This is a genomic window from Sodalis sp. (in: enterobacteria) (assembly GCF_047607725.1).
GTDB lineage: Bacteria > Pseudomonadota > Gammaproteobacteria > Enterobacterales > Enterobacteriaceae > JBLKSS01.
Genome location: NZ_JBLKSS010000018.1, coordinates 1 through 18,758 on the forward strand (window position 1 = coordinate 1; position 18,758 = coordinate 18,758).

Sequence of the window (18,758 nt, forward strand, 5' to 3'; positions counted from 1 at the left end):
GATCGGACAGAATCGGAATCGCTGATCGGGCGACCGGAATCAGTGATCGGATGAAATCAGAATCAGTGATCGGGCGTGACCGGAATCAGTGATCGGGTGAAATCGGAATCAGTGATCGGACGTGACCGGAACCAGCACCATCGCGCTCATTAACGATCCGCGGTTGCTTATTGCCGATGAACCGACATCAGCGCTGGATTCCGCCATGCGCGACCAGGTTCTCAGCCTGATTGAAAAACTGGTGGCGGAACGCAACATGGGCCTGCTGCTGAATAAGCCACGACCTGCAGCAGGTCGCCCAGCATTGCGAACGGGTCATGGTCATGTATCGCGGCGAACTGCTCGACCAATTACCGGCCGGCGAACTGGCGAACGCAACGCATCCCTATACGCGCACGCTGTGGTCGTGCCGCCCCTCCAAGGCGACCCGCGGTCAACCTTTGCCGGTATTGGACCGCGCCGTGTTGAGAGAAACGAAATGAGTGAGCCCATAATTCGGTTACAGCAGTTGAGCGTCGCGCATCAGCAGGGTTACAGCCGGCGCACCGTCGTGCAGGGCATTAACCTGACCGTGGCCGCAGGCGAATGTTTTGGGCTGGTGGGGCCATCGGGATGCGGCAAATCCTCCCTGTTATGGGTACTGGCGGGGCTGAACCCCCACTGGCAGGGCCAAATGCGCCTACTGGGACGCGATCTTGCGCCGGGCCGGCCCTTCACCGGCGTGCTGCGGCGCGAAGTGCAGATGGTATTCCTGGACCCGTATTCATATCCTTGCATCCGAAGCATAAATTGATGCGGACATTGGCTGAACCATTGAAGCTGCTGAAAGAACACGACATCGGCGACAAAATTCTCGCCGGATTTCGCCAGGTCGGGCTGGACGCAACGCTGGTTGACCGTTATCCCCATCAGCTATGGCGGTCAGCGCCAGCGCGTGGCGATCGTGCGCGCGCTGCTGCTGCGTCCGCGTCTGCTACTGCTTGATGAACCGACTTCCGCGCTGGATATGTCCGTACAGGCGGAGATCCTCAATTTGCTTAACGATCTGAAGCAGCGCGGCGATTTAACCCTGGTGCTGGTCAGTCACGATCGCGACGTGATCGATCACATGTGCGACCGTGCGGCAACCATGGCGCAAGAGGTCATTGTCGACGGCGGCGATTAACGCAGCGCGGGAAGCCGATGCAGCGTCTCACCCGCTGCCGGCCCCGCTTGCCCCACACGCCGCGTCCGTTACGGCAGCCACCGAACGTCCCCCCGTCTGTGTTATGTGATGCTCCCAAGCGCTCGCGCCCAAACAGACTACCGCCTCATTATCTCGCAGCGATGATTAATCTCGCCGGCAGGGTGTGACTTCCGTTGCCGCCTTTTTTCTCGCGGTACCATGAGGCCACATCAAATTCTGCTCGGGCGGTTGCAGATGACTGACGACGCCCTAGCGACGAATAAAAAAGAGGGCGGATAACAAAAAAAGCGTTTCAACCCACCACAAAAATTATTTTTGTCGATAGTTAGGGCCCCTGCAGGCGTCATCGGCTTTATTTTACGTATAAGGAAAATGTTATGCGTGGATGAAAAAAAGCCCGGACTGTCCGGGCAACATAAGAGCGAAGGAGGATGGTACAGTGATTTTACCGGAGAATATCACTTGCGCCATGAAGTGTAATGAGTGCTGTTTACCAATACCCCACGACGATTGAAATAACGCTTAAGATAAATATTCCCACCTCAGCCGCCAAGGGGGGTTAATCGTGTTTTTTTGATAACCTATTGTGGTAAATTTCAACGCTGAAAATCGCGGAATACCTCATTTCACAACCCGCCATGAACAGCATGTTAAAGCAGGAGACATTCTCGATTCAGCCAAAGGCACGTGGCCTTATCGGACGCTGCCAGCGCGCAATAAATTAGACCTTTGCCCGAGAATTAATCTCTTTGATTAAATTGGAAGTCATATGATGGATAGCATGATTTAATGTATTATTTAATCACCCTACGGACAATTAACTAACAATTTAATGATAAAAAAACGCAGTGCTCGCCTTGCCCAAAATAATGCCAATAGGCTGGGCTATTTATATTAGCATTTTGATTACACGCCAGACATCGGTTGTTCACCTTAATCATGAGTGCGCCGAATAAAACCTGGCATCGAACCTTGATAAAATACCGCCGCGGCGTCACATTGTTAAGCGGGCTGATTAACGGGACTCGCCAACGGCCGGTGAAGATTGGTCAAATCACGTGAAATTCGGCTTAACCCGGTTAAAGAGGCTGTTATTACCTTAGTCAAGCATGCGACGGCCGCGGGATGAGGGTGCTCACTTTGGCAAAAGCGGTCAATGTGCCGGGGTGGGCATGACCGCGGCTTGGCTATCCCCTTCACGGCCGGCCGCTGCCTCGGCAATCATCCCAACCGGTGGGGCCCCCCGCGGTCAGTTACCGGCCGTACTGCGCGTCGGAGACCGGCTCCAACCAGGTTACCGGGCTGCCGTTTAACGCTTCGGCTATCGCGAGATACGTCATGGCGGTGTCAGGCGTTGCACCGTGCCAATGTTTCACCTCCGGCGGGATCCACACCCTGTCGCCCTGGCTTATGACGTGGATCGCCTCCCCGGCGCACTGTATCCAGCCCTGCCCCTGCGTCACAATCAGCGTCTGGCTCAGTGGATGGGTATGCCATGCCGTCCTGGCGCCGGGCTCAAAGGTGACCGTTGCGCCCCCAACGCGGGCCGGCGCCGCGGCCTGAAAAGGGGAGTCGACTAGGACCCGGCCGGTGAAATAGGTGTCAGACCCGACGGCGGAGGGGGTTGAGGCATCATGGATGATGTGCATTGCGGGTTCTCCTGCAAGATTCGCGATGTCACTAAGCGTATCAGCCCCCCGGCGCACCGATTAGCGGCAAAAAGACGATTGGCGTTATGAATCTTATTCATCAATCAACGCGCTATAATGATCAAAATGACACTATGTACAAAGCATGATTGTAAGCGCCCCGTGGAGGACGTCTTGAATTATTGGTGGGTTTGTTGTATTAGACAGTAAACCTACGTTACACGCTTCTGCTCATTGCATTTTCACATTATATTGATTTTATAACTTTTATTTCCATACCGGTTTGAGTGATATGAAATTAGTGGTTCTGAAGTTTGTGATAGTGTCCATTAAAATTTAAGTGGACACTATCATCGCCGGATTATCCATGATCTGACAGCCGTCCCTTATAGGATGCGGGTTCACTAGGCATCGTAGTGGAACATATTCTTACCGGGCTATACAACAAACCCATCAATAATTCAAGACGTCCTCCACGGGGCGCTTACAGCGAACACGTGATCGAATATCACTGGAATGGGTGATCGGAAAATATCGGAATAACTGATCGAATGTCGCCGGAACAGATGATCGGATACGTCGGAATCTGCACTTTGTCCGATTGACGCCAAAGCGGATGCGAAAACAGAGGGTGTGGCCGCGTGAAATGTTGGGGTGGTGTCGGCGATGTGACGGCCGAGACCGCCTAAACGGTCTTGCCATAAAATACCCACGGCCAAAAGCGTCGCCGGTCCGTCTTGGCGCGCCCATCCGGCGCGACCGAGTAACGGAGTTGACGCTTTAGGGAGTTACGCCTCCAGTAGTCCTTGGGCCAGATAATGATCCTTGTCGGGGACGCCGGGCAACACAAAAAAATAGCCGCCGCCGACGGGCTGGATATACTCTTCCAGCGCCTCACCGTTCAGGCGACGCTGAACGGTGAGAAATCCCTGTTCGAGATCGTGCTGATAGCTCACAAATAATAGCCCCATGTCCAGCTGGCCGGCGTTGGAAATCCCCAACGAGTAGCTGTAACCGCGACGCAGCATGGTACTGGCCACATCTTCCGGTCGACGGGGGTTGGCCAGGCGGATATGGGCGTCCAGCGGAATAATGGCCCCTTGAGGGTCTTGCTGGAAATTGGGCACATCATGCTCTTTTTTCATACCCAGCGGCGCTCCGGTGCGCTTATCGCGGCCGAAAATTTGCTGCTGCTCGTGCAGCGGGGTGCGATCCCAAAATTCCACGCGAAAACGGATAATACGCACCGCCTGGTAACTGCCGCCATAGGTCCAGGCCGGTTCGCCCGGCGGCTTGCCGACCCAAATCACTTTATCCATCAGAGGCCCATCGGCCGTAGAAGGATTGGCGGTGCCATCCTTGAACCCCAGCAAGTTGATGGGCGTCTCACGCCCTTTACTGCGCGCGGCGTGCGAGGAGATAAACCCTTCTCGCTTCCAACGTACACTGAGCAGATCCGGCGTATGTTTGATAACATCCCGCAGCGCGTGGATCACCGTATCGCTGTTGTTGGCGCAGATCTGCAGCAAAAGATCGCCGTGGCACAGCGCGCCGTCAAGCGCATCATTGGGAAAACGGCGCATCACCTGCAAACGCCGCGGTTTAAGTGCCGTCAGGCCAAAGCGCTGATCGAACAGCGAATCCCCCACCGAGACCGTGATCGTCAGATTATCAGGATAAATCGACGCGCCGAGTATGCCGGAATCCATGGGCGGTAACCGTTCATTCACCGCCGGCGCCTCCCCGCCGGTGGTGAGAAACGCGATACGCGCGGTCAGCAGCCGGAACAAGTGCTCGAGATCCTGGCGGTTGTCCGCCAGCACATCAAACGCGACCAGCATCATCGCCGCCTGTTGGGGCGTCACGATACCCGCCTGATGCAGGCCGAAGCACGGGTGCCGTTCCCAACGCTCATCCGGCGACAGCGTTCCCGGCGACGCGCCCTCTGCGGCCTGCGGCACATTGACCGCCTGCTCACCGGCACCCGCCTTCAGCGCCAGCGCGCCGCCGGCGGCGCCCAGACCGAGTAATAAACGCCGCCGGGTGGCGGACGGTGTCCCGTCTCGGCGGGCTGACTTCTTGTGACTGCGACGCATAGCCCTAATTGTCCTAGTCAAGCCCCAGCACGCCGCGCAACTGCGCGAGGTCTTCCGCCAGCGTGGTGATCGGCCCCTTCAACGCATTGCGATCGGCATCGGTCAGTTTTTCATAGGATTCAAACCCTTGCGCTGTACGGTATTTTGCCAGCACCGTGTCGACTTTGCTGAAATTGCCGTCAATTTTGCTCAGTAACGGCGCGTTGGCTTTGGTCAACAGCGGGCGCAGCAGATTGACAATCTTTTGCGCGCCGTCGATATTGGCCTGGAAGTCCCAAAGGTCGGTGCGGCTGTAGCGATCTTCTTCGCCGCTGATTTTGCTCGAAGCCACTTCCTCAATCAAACCGGCGGCCCCGCCGACGACTTTACTGGGCGGGAAGGTCAGTGCGCCGATGCGTTTTTGCAACTCCAGCACATCGCGGTACAGCTTATCGGTGAAGGGCGTCATCGCATCGGTGGTTTTATCGGCGAACAGCGTTTTTTCCAGCCGGTGGAAGCCGGTAAATTTCGGGTCGGCGGCCTTTTGCTCGTAATCATCCTCCCGCGCGTCGATACTCTCGTCCAGATCGGAGAACAGCTCGGCGATGGGTTCGATACGCTCATAATGTTGGCGGGTTGGCGCATACAAACGCTGGGCGGTCGCCAAATCACCGCGGTTAATCGCCTCGGTGAATGCCTTGGTGCCCTTGACCAGTTCCGCGACCTCGCCGATGACATAGACCTTATAGTCGGCGATGGGACCTACCAGCGCCATGGCATCCGGCTGCGTGGCGCTCTGGCTGCCGTCGGCGGTGACCGTCAGCTTACCGCGGGGATTACTTAACAGCCCGCAGGTCATGTCATACTCCCCCGGCTCCAGGTTGGCGGTCATTTTTTGGGTAAAGCCCGGCGCGATATTTTCGCGCTCCTCCACCACCATCACCCCTTTCAATATTTCCCATTCCAGCCCTTTTTGGCTGGTATTATGGACCACGAAACGGGTTTTCCCCGCGTTGACGGTCAAGGCCATCGGCTCACATTGTTTATCGTTGACGGTGATCTTGACTTCCGGGATATCCGCCGCTCGCGCGGGCAGGCTAGCTGTCGTGAATACCGGCAGAGCGAACAGCATCGCAGGCGCCAGGCGACGGCCAAAACGTTGTTGGGTAGACATATAACATTATCCTGATGTTTTGAGACTGATGAAAATTTCTTATTTGGCGAGCGTCGCCGCCCGAGAGTGCCGGGACGGCAAGAAAAACAAAATCAGCGCTGGTACCAGATAAAACAAATATACCGCAACCTCGCTGACCGTCGGCGTTTCCTGGTAGCCTAACAGGCCCTCCAAGAGCGTGCCGAAGAGCGTATGCGTCGAGAGCACCTGACTCCAATCAAAGGCGATGGATTGATAACCGTTCCACAGCCCGGCTTCATGGAACGCGCGGATCACGCCGGCGGCAAGCCCGGCGGCGACAAACAAAATAAACACGCTGGTCCATTTAAAAAAGGCCGCCAGCGGCAGCCGGATACCGGTCCAGTACATCACCATGCCCAGCGCGGTGGCGCAGGCCAAGCCCAGCACCGCGCCGATCGGCGCGGCGATGCCCACATCCTGGCTGAAAGCCGCCAGCAAGAAGAACACCGACTCCAAACCCTCACGCGCCACGGCAAAAAATACCATGCCGGTCAGCGCCCATCCCTGACGCTGGGATTGTGCCAATGCCTGGTCCACCGCCACTTCCAGCTGATTTTTTACCGAACGGGACATTTTGCGCATCCACAATACCATCCAGGTCAATACGGCGACGACGATAACCGCCACGATGCCCTCGAACAACTCCTGTTCCTTTTGCGGAAATTCACCGGTGGTGGCGTTAATCGCCAGCCCCAGCGCCAGGCACAACAGCGCCGCGGTGATAGCGCCGAGCCACACCCTTGCCAACCATTGACCGCGTCCGGTTTTTTTCAAGTAACCCGCGATGAGGCTAACAATCAGCGCCGCTTCAAGCCCTTCCCTGAACATGATAAGAAACGGTACAAACATGATTTATCCTCATCCGCCTCCAGGGCAGACCATTGTAAATAAACGTTAATAATAACGATATTGATTATCATTACCTAGCAAGAAAAACAAGGTGCTCGCCGGTAAAATTGCAACTTTGCTGACGAGCTCAACCCCTACGGAAAGTAAGGAAAAAGAGCGGAAATGGCGGCGAAGGCGGCCGCTACGCGAGCCGGAGGCGTCTATCAGTCCAGCGAGGGTCGCACTTTGCTCTTGCGCGGACGGCTGGCGTACAGATAGCAAAACAGCGTGACGCTGCTGCAAACCGCCATGGAAAGCACCATCGGCCAGGCGCTATCGAACGTCGCCAGCGACAGCAAAGCGCCGATGACAGCCCCGACGCCGAAGCGCAGCGTGCCCGCCAGCGACGACGCCGTGCCGGCCATATGCGGAAAATCTTCCAAAATCACCGCCATCCCGTTCGAGGTCACCATAGCCACACAGCCTACAAATAGCGCCACGCCAACCACCAGCGGAATGAAACCGAGATGCAGCGCCAGCACCCCTATCATCCAAAGACCGGTGCCAAACTGGATCGCCAGCCCCAGCCGGAACATGCTTTGCGCCCCGAAACGCGCGACAAAGCGGCTATTGGTAAGTGTCAGGATGAACAAGAACACGACGTTGAGCACAAAGTAATAGCCGAAGTTCTGCGGCGACACGCCGTTGAGGTCAATATAGACAAACGGCACGGCGCTGAGAAAGGAAAACATGCCGGCGAACGAGAAACCGCTGGCCAGCATGTAACTGAAAACCCGCTTGTGGCGAAACAGCGAGCCGAAATTACCGATGGTGGTGCTGAGGCGAAACTTTTGCCGCCGTTCGCGCGGCAGCGTTTCGCGAATAAAAACCAGCACCAATATCGKCGCCACCAGCGCCACCAGCGCCGCCAGGCCGATAGTCCAGAAAATCGTGTGCAGCTTAATAGCACCAGCAGGCGCATATAAATCAGCATCTCGACCGATTGCGACAGCGCGCACGCGGCCGCAGCCAGCGCAAAGCAGAATGTGCCGAACATAATGACCGGTTTGCGGCCGAGACAGTCAGCCATCGAACCATAGAACAGCTGGCCGATAGCGAAACCGAGCACATAGGCGCTCAACGTCATCTGCACGCTGCCGGCGCTGACGCCATACTCTGCCGCGATAATCGGCAACGCGGGCAGATACATATCGATAGCGAGCGGCATTAACATGGACAACAGTCCCAGTATCACCACAATACCGATATGTTTTTTACGTTCGGGATGCACTCTCCATACTCCTTTCATCAGCCTGATTCAGTGTTTTAATGATTCAATCCGTCGGCAGACCCACACTGGTGACCTCTTCGGCGGTCAGCGCGCGGTATTCCCCCGGCTGAAGATGCTCATCCAGCACAATGGCGCCGATTCGCTCGCGATGCAGCGCTACCACGTGATTACCAAGCGCGGCGAACATGCGTTTCACTTGGTGATAGCGGCCCTCGCTGAGGGTCAGACGGACCTGCAGCGGCGAAAGCGCTTCCAAACGGGCGGGACGGGTAGGCAGCTTTTCGCCGCGCAGCATTATCCCGGCGGCGAAACGCTCGGCGGTCTCCTCCGCCAGCGGCTGTTCCAGCGTCACTAAATAGTCTTTTTCGCAATGATGCCGCGGCGACGTTAGCCGGTGCGACCATTGCCCGTCATCGGTCAACAGCACCAGACCGGTGGTATCAATGTCCAGCCGGCCGGCGGCGTGCAGCTTATCCGGCACCGGTTCATCAATGAAATACAGGAGGGTGGGATGATCGGGATCGTCCGTGGAACAGACATAACCCTGGGGCTTGTGCAGCATGAAATAGCGCGCGGTCAGAATCTGCTGCAGCACGTTACCGTCAAAGCGCACCTGGTGTTCAGGCAGCAGCTGGAACGCCCCTTGCCGAATCACCTCGTCATCCACGGTGACGCGTTTGGCGCGCCGCTCGCGCACCACCAGGGCCCGGCTGATGCCCAGCTGTTGAGATAAAAATTTGTCCAGTCGCATTAACGTTGTTTTGCCTGTAATCTTGGGAAGCGCCTGGCGATAGCGGCGCCCCGCAGGGGAACCGCCGCGGCTGAAAAAAACGTCAGCCCCTCGCGCAGGCAGAACAGCCGTTGCTGTTTATGCCATGAGTATACCGGGGCTTGCCCACCGGCGCCGGCAAAAGCCTGGTCATCGCCGAGCTGGCGCGTGACCGTGTCCTGGTGTTGGCGCACGTGAAAGAGCTGGTGGCGCAAAATGCGCAAAAATACCGCGCCCTGGGGCTGGATGCGGCTATCTTCGCCGCCGGCCTGAAGCTGCGCGACAGCGCCGGCAAAATGGTTTTCGGCAGCGTACAGTCCGTTGCGCGCAATCTGGATGCGTTCACCACCCCTTTCTCGCTGCTGATCATCGATGAATGCCACCGCCTTGGGGACGACGACGACAGCCAATATCAGCAGGTGATCCGCCATCTACGCGAGGTGGATCCGGGGCTGCGCGTTCTCGGTCTTACCGCGACCCCCTACCGGTTGGGGAAGGGATGGATTTATCATTTCCATTACCACTGGAGGGTAGGCGGCGATGAGCGTTGTTTCTTTCGCGACTGCATCTTTGAACTGCCGCTGCACTACATGGTGAAAGCATGGCTATCTGGTGCCGCCCGAACGGTTGGATATGCCGGTGCGCCATTACGATTTTAGCCGCCTCTCGCCCAACGCTCTGGGCGACTATCCCGCCGTCGCCCTCAACGGCGAACTGCAGCGCCAGCGCCGCGACCGTCGAGCACGCCGGCGAAATTCTCAGCCTACTGCCGCCGGATCAGGCGGCGCTGGTCAGCGCCGAGACGCCCGCCGCCGAGCGCGATCGCCTCATTAATGCTTTCCGCGCGCAGCGCCTGCATTACCTGGTCAACGTGTTGTGGTGCTTACCACCGGTTTCGATGCGCCGCACGTTGACGTCATCGCCATCCTGCGCCCGACGGAATCGGTAAGCCTGTATCAACAGATCGTTGGCCGCGGTTTGCGCCTCTATCCCGGCAAAACCGCGTGCCTTATCTTGGATTATGCCGGGAATGGGCATGATCTCTATTCGCCGGAAGTCGGACAAACAAAACCGGCGCAGGGAGCCAACCGGTACAGGTCTTCTGTCCCGCCTGCGGTTTCGCCAATCTGTTTTGGGGCAAAACAGCCGGCGACGGCGCGGTTGTCGAACATTGTGGCCGTCGTTGCCAGGGCTGGCTCGAGGACGAAAGTGGCACGCACCAGCAGTGCGATTATCGTTTTTGTTTTAAATTGTGTCCCGATTGCGACGCCCAGAACGATATCGCCGCCCGCCGCTGCCATCATTGCCAGCGGATTTTGCTGGATCCGGACGATATGCTTAAGGCCGCGCTGCGTTTAAAAGATGCGCTGGTGCTGCGCTGCAGCGGCATGTCGCTGCGCGCGGGCCAGGATGAGAAGGGAGAATGGTTGCAGGTCACCTATTTTGATGAGGACGGCGCCGACGTCGGCGAGCGATTCCGCCTGCACACGCCGGCGCAGCGACGGCTGTTTACGCTGCGTTTTCTGCCTTTGCACCTGCGCGCCGCGGGAATGCCCTTTGCCTGGCGGTGCGCGGCGGATATCGAGGCGGCGGTGGATAAACTCCGGGCGTCGGATTTTGTCGTCGCCCGCCGGCGCGGCCATTTTTGGCAGGTGCGCGAAAAGGTCTTCGACTACCAGGGCCGCTTTCGCCGCGCCCATGAATTACGCGGCTGACCGGGTTTTGTTTGCCCCGCGCCGGTAATTCCGGTAAAATCCTGCCCGCTTACTCACAAGCACGTTTATCCTGCCTGTTTCTGGGTCGCCTGTAGCAGGTTCAATTCCAGGTTTTGAGAAAAATTATGTTAACTATCAACGCTGAAATCCGCAAAGACCAGGGTAAGGGTGAGAGCCGCCGCCTGCGTCTCGCGAACAAGTTCCCGGCTATCGTTTACGGCGGCGCTGAAGCGCCGGTGGCTATCGAGCTGGATCATGATATCGTTTTGAACACCCAGACTAAAGAAGGCTTTTACAGCGACGTTCTGGCCCTGGTCATCGACGGTAAAGAAAGCAAAGTGAAGGTACAGGCGGTGCAGCGTCATCCGTTCAAACCGAAACTGACCCATATCGACTTCGTTCGCGCTTAAGCGTACTACGTCGTGAGAAAACGCCGCATCCTGCGGCGTTTTTTTATCTCTACCGATAAACCGCCCCCTTTCAGACTGTTTTATCAGGGGAGCGCTTCGCACACGGCGCCAGCCGTGGCATTGACCACCGGGCGAATCGCCGCGGCCACCGGAGCCTCCGCACGTTAACTCGTATCGTATCTAGCTCATTCGCAACGGTTTTTTAAGTTTTTTCGCCAGCCTGCTTTCTATCTTTGCGCTTATTTTATCCACCGCCGACTCTATCATCGCCTCCCCTGCCGTTACGCCAACGGCATCAACCGTGGATTTGTCCATCATAGCCTCTGCCGCCGATTTGAACATCGAACCCACCGCATCTTGCATCGCTTCGCTTCGCTTAACGACCCTACCGCCGATTCGGCCAAGGATTCGACAAAAGCGGCGCCCATTTCTTTAACGGCTTCATAGGTCGCCACCGCGGCAAGAGCGCCAACCGTTTCCGCAGCCGGTTCCAAAGCCACCTCGGCATCGGCCTCTATAACCGTACCCCCTGCCTGATCCCGGATCCAACCCGCATCGGCTTGGATATCCTTTCGCGCTGCCGATGTCATTTCCCCCTCCGCGACGGCTCGGATATCCGCTTGCCCCGCCGATGTCATGACCTCATCCGCACCGGCGTGTGCAACCGTTTCCGCTGGTGTTTCCATGACCCTCCCCTCGCCTATTTCTGCGCCAAGATCTTCTTCCGAGGAGATATCGGCGCTACCGTTAACCTGTTACATTTCAGTGGGCATGTCAGTGTGCTTTTTTCTGTTCAACAGGTAGTAGGCGCTTCCTACTACCCCCACCGTGCCAGCAGCGCTGCCGCCGGCTTCCTTAAGGGTAGAAGGAAGGGTTTGATTTTTTTCAGCCTCGATTTTGACCTTCTCCTCACAGGGCGTAACATAGTTAGCGATGAATTCCTGATTAGCTTTATCCATTAAAGATGGAGTATTATTTTTGCTATCCATCCCCGCCGGAGAGGAAGTGAGCGTATAGTGTTTATTCGCAATCGACAGCGCCATAATGCCAGGATAGCCCTGATTCACTAATGTCTTGTAATGAGGCGCTTTGTCCAGCTTAACATACGCTTTGATGGCGTCTTTAATCTCGTCGAGTATGAGATTTAATTTCTTTTCATTCAACCTAAGAACATGACTGTTTTTACTTAACTCCTCTTCCACCACTGCAACCGCCACCTCTTGCTGTTACTCATAGGGTTTACTGATTTTTCTCAATAATGTCTGGAATTTCTTTTCAGAATGGGCAATCGTATAGCAAATCCGAAACGACTGATAGGCATTTGACGCCTCATTGATTGCGTCATTGCGTAACTCCTCGGCGAAACTTTTCAATTTCTGTACGTATCGAGATGATAAACCGTCTTTTTTAATATGAATTTCGTGCTTATTGAGATCGTGTTTTGCCGACCGGGCGGACTCAAGAAAATCTTCGGCCTGTTTACAGGTCCGTTTTGCGACAATCAACAGCCCATAAGATACATTGGCTATCTTTTCATTTTTAATAGCCGCTATTGAATAATACAAGGTGTTCAGAGCGTTGACGGCTTTAGAATAGGATTTTTCCGCCACTTTCAAGATTAATGTGTCATACACGCGTTTATGTAGACCCGTATCCGCCGACCGTTTCGTTCTGAGGTTACCCAGAGACAACCCTCTCCGATCACACTGAGAGACGTTGCTTTGCACGGGAAGATAAAGCCCGGGCGAAGGGGCAGCCGTCGCTCCCTGTGATCCATTATGAGTCAGCGCGGTTGAACCCATGGCCACATTGGCAGCCGTATGATTCAGGTTGCCAATGACATGGGTTGAGTGGAGAAACGATAGGAATGTTATCAGGTTTGCGATTTTACTTTGCTTTAACCTAGGGGGGCCGGCATTCATGTCATTTCTGGCATTGATTAGGCCGAAAATTCTTTGGCCAGCGGCGTTATTATCCCCTGCCGGGCTCGGAAGTAAAATCCGGTCTCTGCGTTTCTCGGCAAATGTTTTTTTATTTTTATCATGACGAACGTTATAATATTTACCGACTACGTTTTTTTGCAATGCTACAGATGATATGGGCATCATAAACCTCCTGTTCTATTTAGGTTCCATTCTGCATTCGGTTAAAATATAGCGCGGAACATCTGGTGGATGATATTACACAAAGAGGGATATTAAATTCTGGCAAAACATTCATCTAAAAAATAAGACCAAAGATTATGACATCGCCAGACATTTCTTGAAATTCATTATTAAAGTCGCAAGGGCTACGTTAATGTTATTTTTCCAGAAAGGTAGCATAGCGTCAGTCAGCATTGCAACAAAAACGCCCCCGCCAGAAAGGGGTTAAGGATAGACTTTTGTGCATAAGGCAATTTCACGCCAATAATTGACGCCACCCCTAACGACCAGACGTGTGAAAATACCCACCTTAAAGCACCACGAAATATTTGACGGTGGTTTAACGTTTATATGCGTTAGTTGCCGTTACGCCGGCGGGTCAGTTGATCGCGCAAATTCGGCGGTGTTCCTTTTATGGTCAAGGTGTCCGTCGCGGCATCCCTGAATATACGCTCGCCGAGCAATTGTGCATCGAAATTCAGGGTAACCCCACCGCCGCTGCCGGCATATTTGGTTAGCTGGCGCAGCGTGCCGCGATCGGCCGGGAACGTTTCCTCCAGCGCATAGCCCTGTTCGCTAGAGAAAGCCTGAAAGGTCTTTTCACCCACCGGCGCAAGGGCCACGGAAAGCTCCGCCAGCGCGATCTCTTCGCCGGCCTGCAACTGCTCTTTACAGTAACTATGTACCTGCTGGCGAACATCTTGCCGTTGGTGGTTATCGAGATGCGCCTCGGTACAATAATCATCCACCGCCTGCAGCAGACCACGGTTTTGCACCTTGGTGTCCAACCCCTCGACTGCTGCGAGAAAGTCCATAAAGAAATCCGAGACTTTACGTCCGACGCGCCCTTTCAAAAACGTCAAATAGCGTGCCGAGTCCGGCTGGGTTTCCCATTCGGTCAAATCGATGCGCGCCACAATATCGGCGTGATGGATATCCAGATAGTGGGTACTGCTGATATCCAGCTGTTCATTCACCCGCATACTTTGGCAGGTGCCGAGTACCGCAATAATGAGATACTCCACCGCCAGATAACGATATTGGCAAAACAGTACGATCCCCCCTTCGGCAAAAGGGTATTTCGCCAACTCATCGCGCAGTCGCCCCGTCGCGGCGCGGCTGAAGCCGAGAAAGTCTTCATTCCCCCGGCGGCAGCCGCGTACCGCATCCACCAGTTCGCTCTGCGGCGTAAAGACACCATAAGCCTTGCTTTTGGCGCTATAGACGCGGTGCAGTTCGGCCATCATGTCTTGCACCGCCGGCGAAACCTCAAGCGGTGATTCGCGCAGCACCAGTTCCAGCGTCTGTTCATCACGCTTAATTATTTGATGCAGGGCAATCTGGTCAATATCCAGACTCATGATCTATTCTCCATTCTGGTCAGGTGCGTATTCAAACACCGAATAGCCCGCCGCTGCAACTCTGTTGCCGCCGCCGCGAACTGAACCTGAAACGCTAGTAAGCGCCCCGTGGAGGACGTCTTGAATTATTGGTGGGTTTGTTGTATGAGACAGTAAACCTAAGTTGCACGCTTATGCTCATTGTATTGATTTTAATAACTTTTATTTCCATCCCGGTTTGAGTGATATGAAATTAGTGGTTCTGAAGTTTGTGATAGTGTCCATTAAAATTTAAGTGGACACTATCATCGCCGGATTATCCATGATCTGACAGCCGTCCCTTATAGGATGCGGGTTCACTAGGCATCGTAGTGGAACATATTCTTACCGGGCCATACAACAAACCCACCAATAATTCAAGACGTCCTCCACGGAGCGCTTACAAACGCTAAGAGGGTTAGAAACGATAAAAGTGCGGAAAAAGGGGAGTTGATACGGTAAGATACCGGACTTTGACAGGCCACATAGATGATATTATGCCACAAGCATCCCGTTACAGTGACGAACAGATAGAGGTCCTGCTTGCAGAGCTGGCAGCGGTACTGGAAAAATATCGTACGCCGACCGATCTCGCGCTGATGGTCCTGGGGAATATGGCTACCCATGTGATTAGCACCGGAGATGCGCGGCACGCTGGTAAAATCGTTCACCGACGCCCTGCATGCCTCGGTGCCGTTTCCCGATACGCATTAAGCACAAGCCAAGACAGAGCTATGGTGACAAATAGTCAGCGCTACCGTGACAAAGTATCCCAAATGATCAGTTGGGGTCACTGGTTCGCCCTTTTCAATATCCTGCTCAGCTTGGGGCTTGGCAGTCGCTATTTGTTTATCGCGGACTGGCCCGGCTCGCTGGCGGGCCGGCTGTATGCGTTTGCCAGCTGGCTTGGCCATTTCAGCTTTCTCGGCTTCACGCTGTACCTGCTGGTGGTGTTTCCCCTCACCTTCGTGGTGATGTCGCAGCGGCTGTTGCGCTTTCTGTCCGCCATCATCGCCACCGCGGGGTTGACGCTGCTGCTGGTGGATACCGAAGTTTTTACCCGTTTTCATCAGCATTTGAATCCCATGGTCTGGGAGTTAGTGATAAACCCGGATCAGACAGAGCTGGCCCGCGACTGGCAATTGATGTTTATCGGTATTCCGGTAATCTTCCTGGTGGAGATGCTGTTTGGCACCTGGAGCTGGCAAAAACTGCGCAGCCTTAATCGCTATCGCATCGGTAAACCCATTAGTGCCCTCTTTATCGGCGCCTTTTGCGCCTCTCATGTGGCTTATATTTGGGCCGACGCGAATTTTTACCGCCCCATCACGATGCAGCGCACCAATTTGCCGCTGTCCTATCCGATGACCGCGCGCCGTTTTCTGGAACGCCATGGCCTGCTTGACGCCCAGGACTTCGAGCGGCGGCTGGTCCAGCAGGGCAACACGGAATCGGCGGCGGTGGAATATCCCTTGAGTCCGATAAGCTTTAACGACAAGGGCAGCGGCCTCAATCTGCTCATTATTACCACCGGCATGCTGCGTAATGACACCCTCGACCAGCAAATGCCGGCCCTTAAGCGCTTCGCCCAACAAAACATCCGCTTCACGCAGCACTTCAGCACCGGCAATCAGGTGGACACGGGGCTATTCGGGCTGTTCTACGGCATTTCTGCTTCTTATTTGGACGGTATTCTGGCGACGCACAAATCGTCGGTGCTGTTGGACGCTCTCAATAAACAGGGCTATCAGCTCAGCCTGTTCCCCTCCGACGGCTTTCGCGATCCGCTCTACCGCCAGGCGTTGTTAGCCGACTTTACGCTCCCTGAACCCGTCAAGCAGAGCGACGCGCAAACCGCCAGACAATGGCAGCAATGGCGAGAGAGCTACAGCGGCACTTCGCCCTGGTTTTCTTATGTTTCGTTCAACGGCACCAGCGTCAGCGACAGCTTGGCGAACACGCCGAATATCACACGCCGCTATCAGCAAGGGGCGCAGCGTCTGGATAATAGCCTGGCGCAAATGCTGGACACATTGCGCGATCTCGGCGATTTGGACAACACCGTGGTCATTATCACCGCCGCCACCGGGCTGGAATTGAACGACGACGGCCGCGTGCGGCGCAAGAGCGGCACCCGTTTCAACCGCGCGCAGTTGCAAGTGCCGCTGGTGATCCATTGGCCCGGCACGCCGGCGCAGGTGGTGACGAAACTCACGAATCACAACGACGTGACCGTGACGCTTATGCAACGTCTGCTGCATGTCAGCAACCGCGCCAGCGACTATGCACAGGGCGAGGATCTTTTCGCCCCGCGCCGCCGTAATGATTGGGTGCTGAGCGCGGATAGACATCAGTTGGCCATCACCACCTCAAACGAAACGTTATTGCTGGACAATAACGGCAGTTATCGCACCTTTGACGTCAACGGCAAGGAGCTGCCCCAGCAAAAACCGCAGCTGACGCTGCTATTGCAGGTGCTAACCAATGAAAAATGCTTTATTGCCAACTAAACGCTTAAAACTAAAGCAGTCGTTAGGGTCGGCTATTGCATTCATAGCTGCGTTGTAATACATAAAAACTATAAATATCAATATATTAACCACCATTGCCGTTCAAAAATAGGCGACAAAACACAACAATACACGACATTTTTATCAATAAATTACCGCTCATTTCGACCTGCCGACTACGCCAAAATCGCCCAAATTTGATCGCCGAACTCCCCACATTTGACGAAGGAAATCCCATGCGCTATAGTCGCTTTCAGGTGCTGAACACACCCTAGAAGCGGATACCGCGCCCGAAAGTAATGCGGTTTTTTTACGTCCATAGATTGTTATGGTCGGGTAGCGAGTAGCGATAAAATACCCTTAAAGGGAAAGCTGCTGGCCGTCTTCTAGCGGTGTTCAAGTACCCGGCCGCCCATCTAAACAATGGATAAATTGAACAATCTAGAAGGATGTAAATTATGACCAGTCAAATCAACACGAGCGCTCTGCCCGTCATTACCCACAATAACATTGTCGTTATCACTACTGAACTTCTGGTGCAGCTTTATAGAGCTGACGTCAAGCACATTCAAAATAATTATCTCCGGAATGCGGACAGATTTGTAACCGGTAAGCATTTCTTCAAGCTAGAAAATGATGAATTACGAGAAGCCAAGAACAGACCATCTTTAAGAGGGTTAGTTGGCAAAAACGCCCGTAGCCTCATCCTATGGATAGAACGCGGTGCAGCACAACACGCCAAGATGCTCGAAACCGATCAGGCATGGAAAGTGTTCGAGCAACTGGAAGATTGTTACTTTAATACTGAACGTACTAACAATCCACCACAGTACCAGCCCGAGTCTCACGAACTCTTCACCGCTAACGATACCTCCAACCTCGCCCGCCTGATTTGGCACATGAGCCATAACTTCCGCTTCAAGCAGGCATGGAGCAATGGTATCTGGTACGGCTCTGCGCGAAGTCACAGGACTTCCCTCATCCCAGCCGATGGAAGTCCGCCATATCCCGCATATCGCCCGAGAATGCGAACGCATATGGGCTGTGATTGAACGCCTGCAATCGGCTATCGTGGACGTAAAGAAGCGAACCATTCGGCAGCTTGTGCGTAAGCGGGAGAATGTCTATAGCGTGATGGGTGAAATCGATAGCTTGCTCACCGAGGCCAGCCAGAGTAACGCCTTCATGCTCACCGACAYACTAACCCGCTGGCACAAGTCCGAACTCGGCCAGTTCGCGCAGAGGMACTGACGGTCGCCCCGGCTCGTTGAGAGACCGGGGAGACACCTACTCAACTCCCATAATATTTTCTTCATCTGAAGTTCTCAACTATCTGCTTTCACGCAGAGAGCACACAAAACATCACTAATAGCTGTCTGGTGATTGGTGCTCCCTCGCTCTCCATTTGCATCAAGAGAAAAATTATTAGCTTACAGTTGCTTATCAAGTTAATTATTTTAATAATTAATAAAGTAAAATCACATTACACGTAACCTTATGAATCATAATGAATTACATGTACATAATCGATCATAAAGATCGAATTTTTTTATTCTATTATTTTTAGAATTTATGTTAGCAATAACAATCAGACGACGTTGTATCGT

Annotated in this window: 14 protein-coding genes and 4 pseudogenes; 7 read left to right on the plus strand and 11 right to left on the minus strand. The window is 54.4% G+C overall.

Annotation, left to right across the window (positions count from 1 at the left end):
- Nucleotides 1-139: 139 nt before the first annotated feature.
- A pseudogene (locus tag ACMX3H_RS02215) lies at nt 140-482 on the plus strand (ABC transporter ATP-binding protein); the annotation flags it as partial.
- Nucleotides 479-1,165: pseudogene (locus tag ACMX3H_RS02220) on the plus strand (ABC transporter ATP-binding protein). The pseudogenes ACMX3H_RS02215 and ACMX3H_RS02220, both read left to right, overlap by 4 nt.
- A 1,274-nt stretch (nt 1,166-2,439) precedes the next feature.
- Here ACMX3H_RS02220 and ACMX3H_RS02225 read toward each other — a convergent pair.
- The 6 genes and pseudogenes from ACMX3H_RS02225 to rsuA form a co-directional block, all read right to left on the minus strand.
- A complete protein-coding gene (locus tag ACMX3H_RS02225) occupies nt 2,440-2,835 on the minus strand; it encodes a cupin domain-containing protein (protein ID WP_415209638.1) in 396 nt (131 codons plus the stop codon).
- Between the two features lie 788 nt (nt 2,836-3,623).
- Nucleotides 3,624-4,931, minus strand: coding sequence for an iron uptake transporter deferrochelatase/peroxidase subunit (efeB, locus tag ACMX3H_RS02230; protein ID WP_415209639.1), 1,308 nt, complete (start codon nt 4,929-4,931; stop codon nt 3,624-3,626).
- A 13-nt stretch (nt 4,932-4,944) separates the two neighbouring features.
- Nucleotides 4,945-6,084: an iron uptake system protein EfeO gene (gene efeO, locus ACMX3H_RS02235; protein ID WP_415209640.1), complete on the minus strand. Its 1,140-nt coding sequence runs from the start codon at nt 6,082-6,084 to the stop codon at nt 4,945-4,947.
- Nucleotides 6,085-6,123: 39 nt separating this feature from the next.
- Complete coding sequence (efeU, locus tag ACMX3H_RS02240) at nt 6,124-6,954, minus strand: iron uptake transporter permease EfeU (RefSeq protein WP_415209641.1); 831 nt, start codon at nt 6,952-6,954, stop codon at nt 6,124-6,126.
- A gap of 203 nt (nt 6,955-7,157) precedes the next feature.
- Nucleotides 7,158-8,242 (minus strand): annotated as a pseudogene (locus ACMX3H_RS02245) (Bcr/CflA family multidrug efflux MFS transporter).
- A 25-nt stretch (nt 8,243-8,267) separates the two neighbouring features.
- Nucleotides 8,268-8,975: a 16S rRNA pseudouridine(516) synthase RsuA gene (gene rsuA / locus ACMX3H_RS02250; RefSeq protein ID WP_415209642.1), complete on the minus strand. Its 708-nt coding sequence runs from the start codon at nt 8,973-8,975 to the stop codon at nt 8,268-8,270.
- A 140-nt stretch (nt 8,976-9,115) separates the two neighbouring features.
- Between rsuA and ACMX3H_RS02255 the strand changes: the two are divergent.
- Nucleotides 9,116-10,708 (plus strand): annotated as a pseudogene (locus ACMX3H_RS02255) (DEAD/DEAH box helicase); the annotation flags it as partial.
- A 125-nt stretch (nt 10,709-10,833) separates the two neighbouring features.
- Nucleotides 10,834-11,118 (plus strand): 50S ribosomal protein L25, encoded by a 285-nt coding sequence (gene rplY, locus ACMX3H_RS02260; RefSeq protein ID WP_415209643.1) that lies wholly within the window; start codon nt 10,834-10,836, stop codon nt 11,116-11,118.
- Nucleotides 11,119-11,298: 180 nt separating this feature from the next.
- On the opposite strand, the gene ACMX3H_RS02265 is transcribed toward rplY, so the two are convergent.
- The 5 genes from ACMX3H_RS02265 to yejK all read right to left on the minus strand — a co-directional run bounded on the left by ACMX3H_RS02265 (nt 11,299) and on the right by yejK (nt 14,623).
- Nucleotides 11,299-11,436 carry a hypothetical protein gene (locus ACMX3H_RS02265; RefSeq protein ID WP_415209644.1) on the minus strand — a complete coding sequence of 46 codons (138 nt, stop codon included), beginning with the start codon at nt 11,434-11,436 and terminating at the stop codon, nt 11,299-11,301.
- Nucleotides 11,433-11,804: a hypothetical protein gene (locus tag ACMX3H_RS02270; protein WP_415209645.1), complete on the minus strand. Its 372-nt coding sequence runs from the start codon at nt 11,802-11,804 to the stop codon at nt 11,433-11,435. The genes ACMX3H_RS02265 and ACMX3H_RS02270 overlap by 4 nt, the downstream gene beginning before the upstream one ends.
- A 69-nt stretch (nt 11,805-11,873) precedes the next feature.
- The gene (locus ACMX3H_RS02275; protein WP_415209646.1) at nt 11,874-12,323 is read right to left on the minus strand and encodes a hypothetical protein; all 450 of its coding nucleotides are present in this window, start codon (nt 12,321-12,323) and stop codon (nt 11,874-11,876) included.
- 21 nt (nt 12,324-12,344) lie between these two features.
- Nucleotides 12,345-13,226, minus strand: a complete 882-nt coding sequence (locus ACMX3H_RS02280) for a hypothetical protein (protein WP_415209647.1) — start codon at nt 13,224-13,226, stop codon at nt 12,345-12,347.
- A gap of 392 nt (nt 13,227-13,618) precedes the next feature.
- On the minus strand, nt 13,619-14,623 hold the full coding sequence (yejK, locus tag ACMX3H_RS02285) for a nucleoid-associated protein YejK (protein WP_415209648.1): 1,005 nt from the start codon (nt 14,621-14,623) through the stop codon (nt 13,619-13,621).
- 515 nt (nt 14,624-15,138) lie between these two features.
- Here yejK and yejM point away from each other — a divergent pair.
- The 3 genes from yejM (at nt 15,139) to ACMX3H_RS02300 (ending at nt 18,402) form a co-directional block, all read left to right on the plus strand.
- Complete coding sequence (gene yejM, locus ACMX3H_RS02290) at nt 15,139-17,151, plus strand: LPS biosynthesis-modulating metalloenzyme YejM (RefSeq protein ID WP_415209649.1); 2,013 nt, start codon at nt 15,139-15,141, stop codon at nt 17,149-17,151.
- 458 nt (nt 17,152-17,609) lie between these two features.
- The gene (locus ACMX3H_RS02295) at nt 17,610-18,203 is read left to right on the plus strand and encodes an ORF6N domain-containing protein (protein WP_415209650.1); all 594 of its coding nucleotides are present in this window, start codon (nt 17,610-17,612) and stop codon (nt 18,201-18,203) included.
- Between the two features lie 19 nt (nt 18,204-18,222).
- Complete coding sequence (locus tag ACMX3H_RS02300) at nt 18,223-18,402, plus strand: hypothetical protein (protein WP_415209651.1); 180 nt, start codon at nt 18,223-18,225, stop codon at nt 18,400-18,402.
- Nucleotides 18,403-18,758 lie beyond the last annotated feature (356 nt).

What these genes read in the sequence shown, in the direction of transcription:
- ACMX3H_RS02225 (WP_415209638.1), bottom strand. Translation starts at nt 2,835, where the DNA reads ATGCACATCATCCATGATGCCTCAACCCCCTCCGCCGTCGGGTCTGAC.
- efeB (WP_415209639.1), bottom strand. Translation starts at nt 4,931, where the DNA reads ATGCGTCGCAGTCACAAGAAGTCAGCCCGCCGAGACGGGACACCGTCC.
- efeO (WP_415209640.1), bottom strand. Translation starts at nt 6,084, where the DNA reads ATGTCTACCCAACAACGTTTTGGCCGTCGCCTGGCGCCTGCGATGCTG.
- efeU (WP_415209641.1), bottom strand. Translation starts at nt 6,954, where the DNA reads ATGTTTGTACCGTTTCTTATCATGTTCAGGGAAGGGCTTGAAGCGGCG.
- rsuA (WP_415209642.1), bottom strand. Translation starts at nt 8,975, where the DNA reads ATGCGACTGGACAAATTTTTATCTCAACAGCTGGGCATCAGCCGGGCC.
- rplY (WP_415209643.1), top strand. Translation starts at nt 10,834, where the DNA reads ATGTTAACTATCAACGCTGAAATCCGCAAAGACCAGGGTAAGGGTGAG.
- ACMX3H_RS02265 (WP_415209644.1), bottom strand. Translation starts at nt 11,436, where the DNA reads ATGATGGACAAATCCACGGTTGATGCCGTTGGCGTAACGGCAGGGGAG.
- ACMX3H_RS02270 (WP_415209645.1), bottom strand. Translation starts at nt 11,804, where the DNA reads ATGGAAACACCAGCGGAAACGGTTGCACACGCCGGTGCGGATGAGGTC.
- ACMX3H_RS02280 (WP_415209647.1), bottom strand. Translation starts at nt 13,226, where the DNA reads ATGATGCCCATATCATCTGTAGCATTGCAAAAAAACGTAGTCGGTAAA.
- yejK (WP_415209648.1), bottom strand. Translation starts at nt 14,623, where the DNA reads ATGAGTCTGGATATTGACCAGATTGCCCTGCATCAAATAATTAAGCGT.
- yejM (WP_415209649.1), top strand. Translation starts at nt 15,139, where the DNA reads ATGCCACAAGCATCCCGTTACAGTGACGAACAGATAGAGGTCCTGCTT.
- ACMX3H_RS02295 (WP_415209650.1), top strand. Translation starts at nt 17,610, where the DNA reads ATGACCAGTCAAATCAACACGAGCGCTCTGCCCGTCATTACCCACAAT.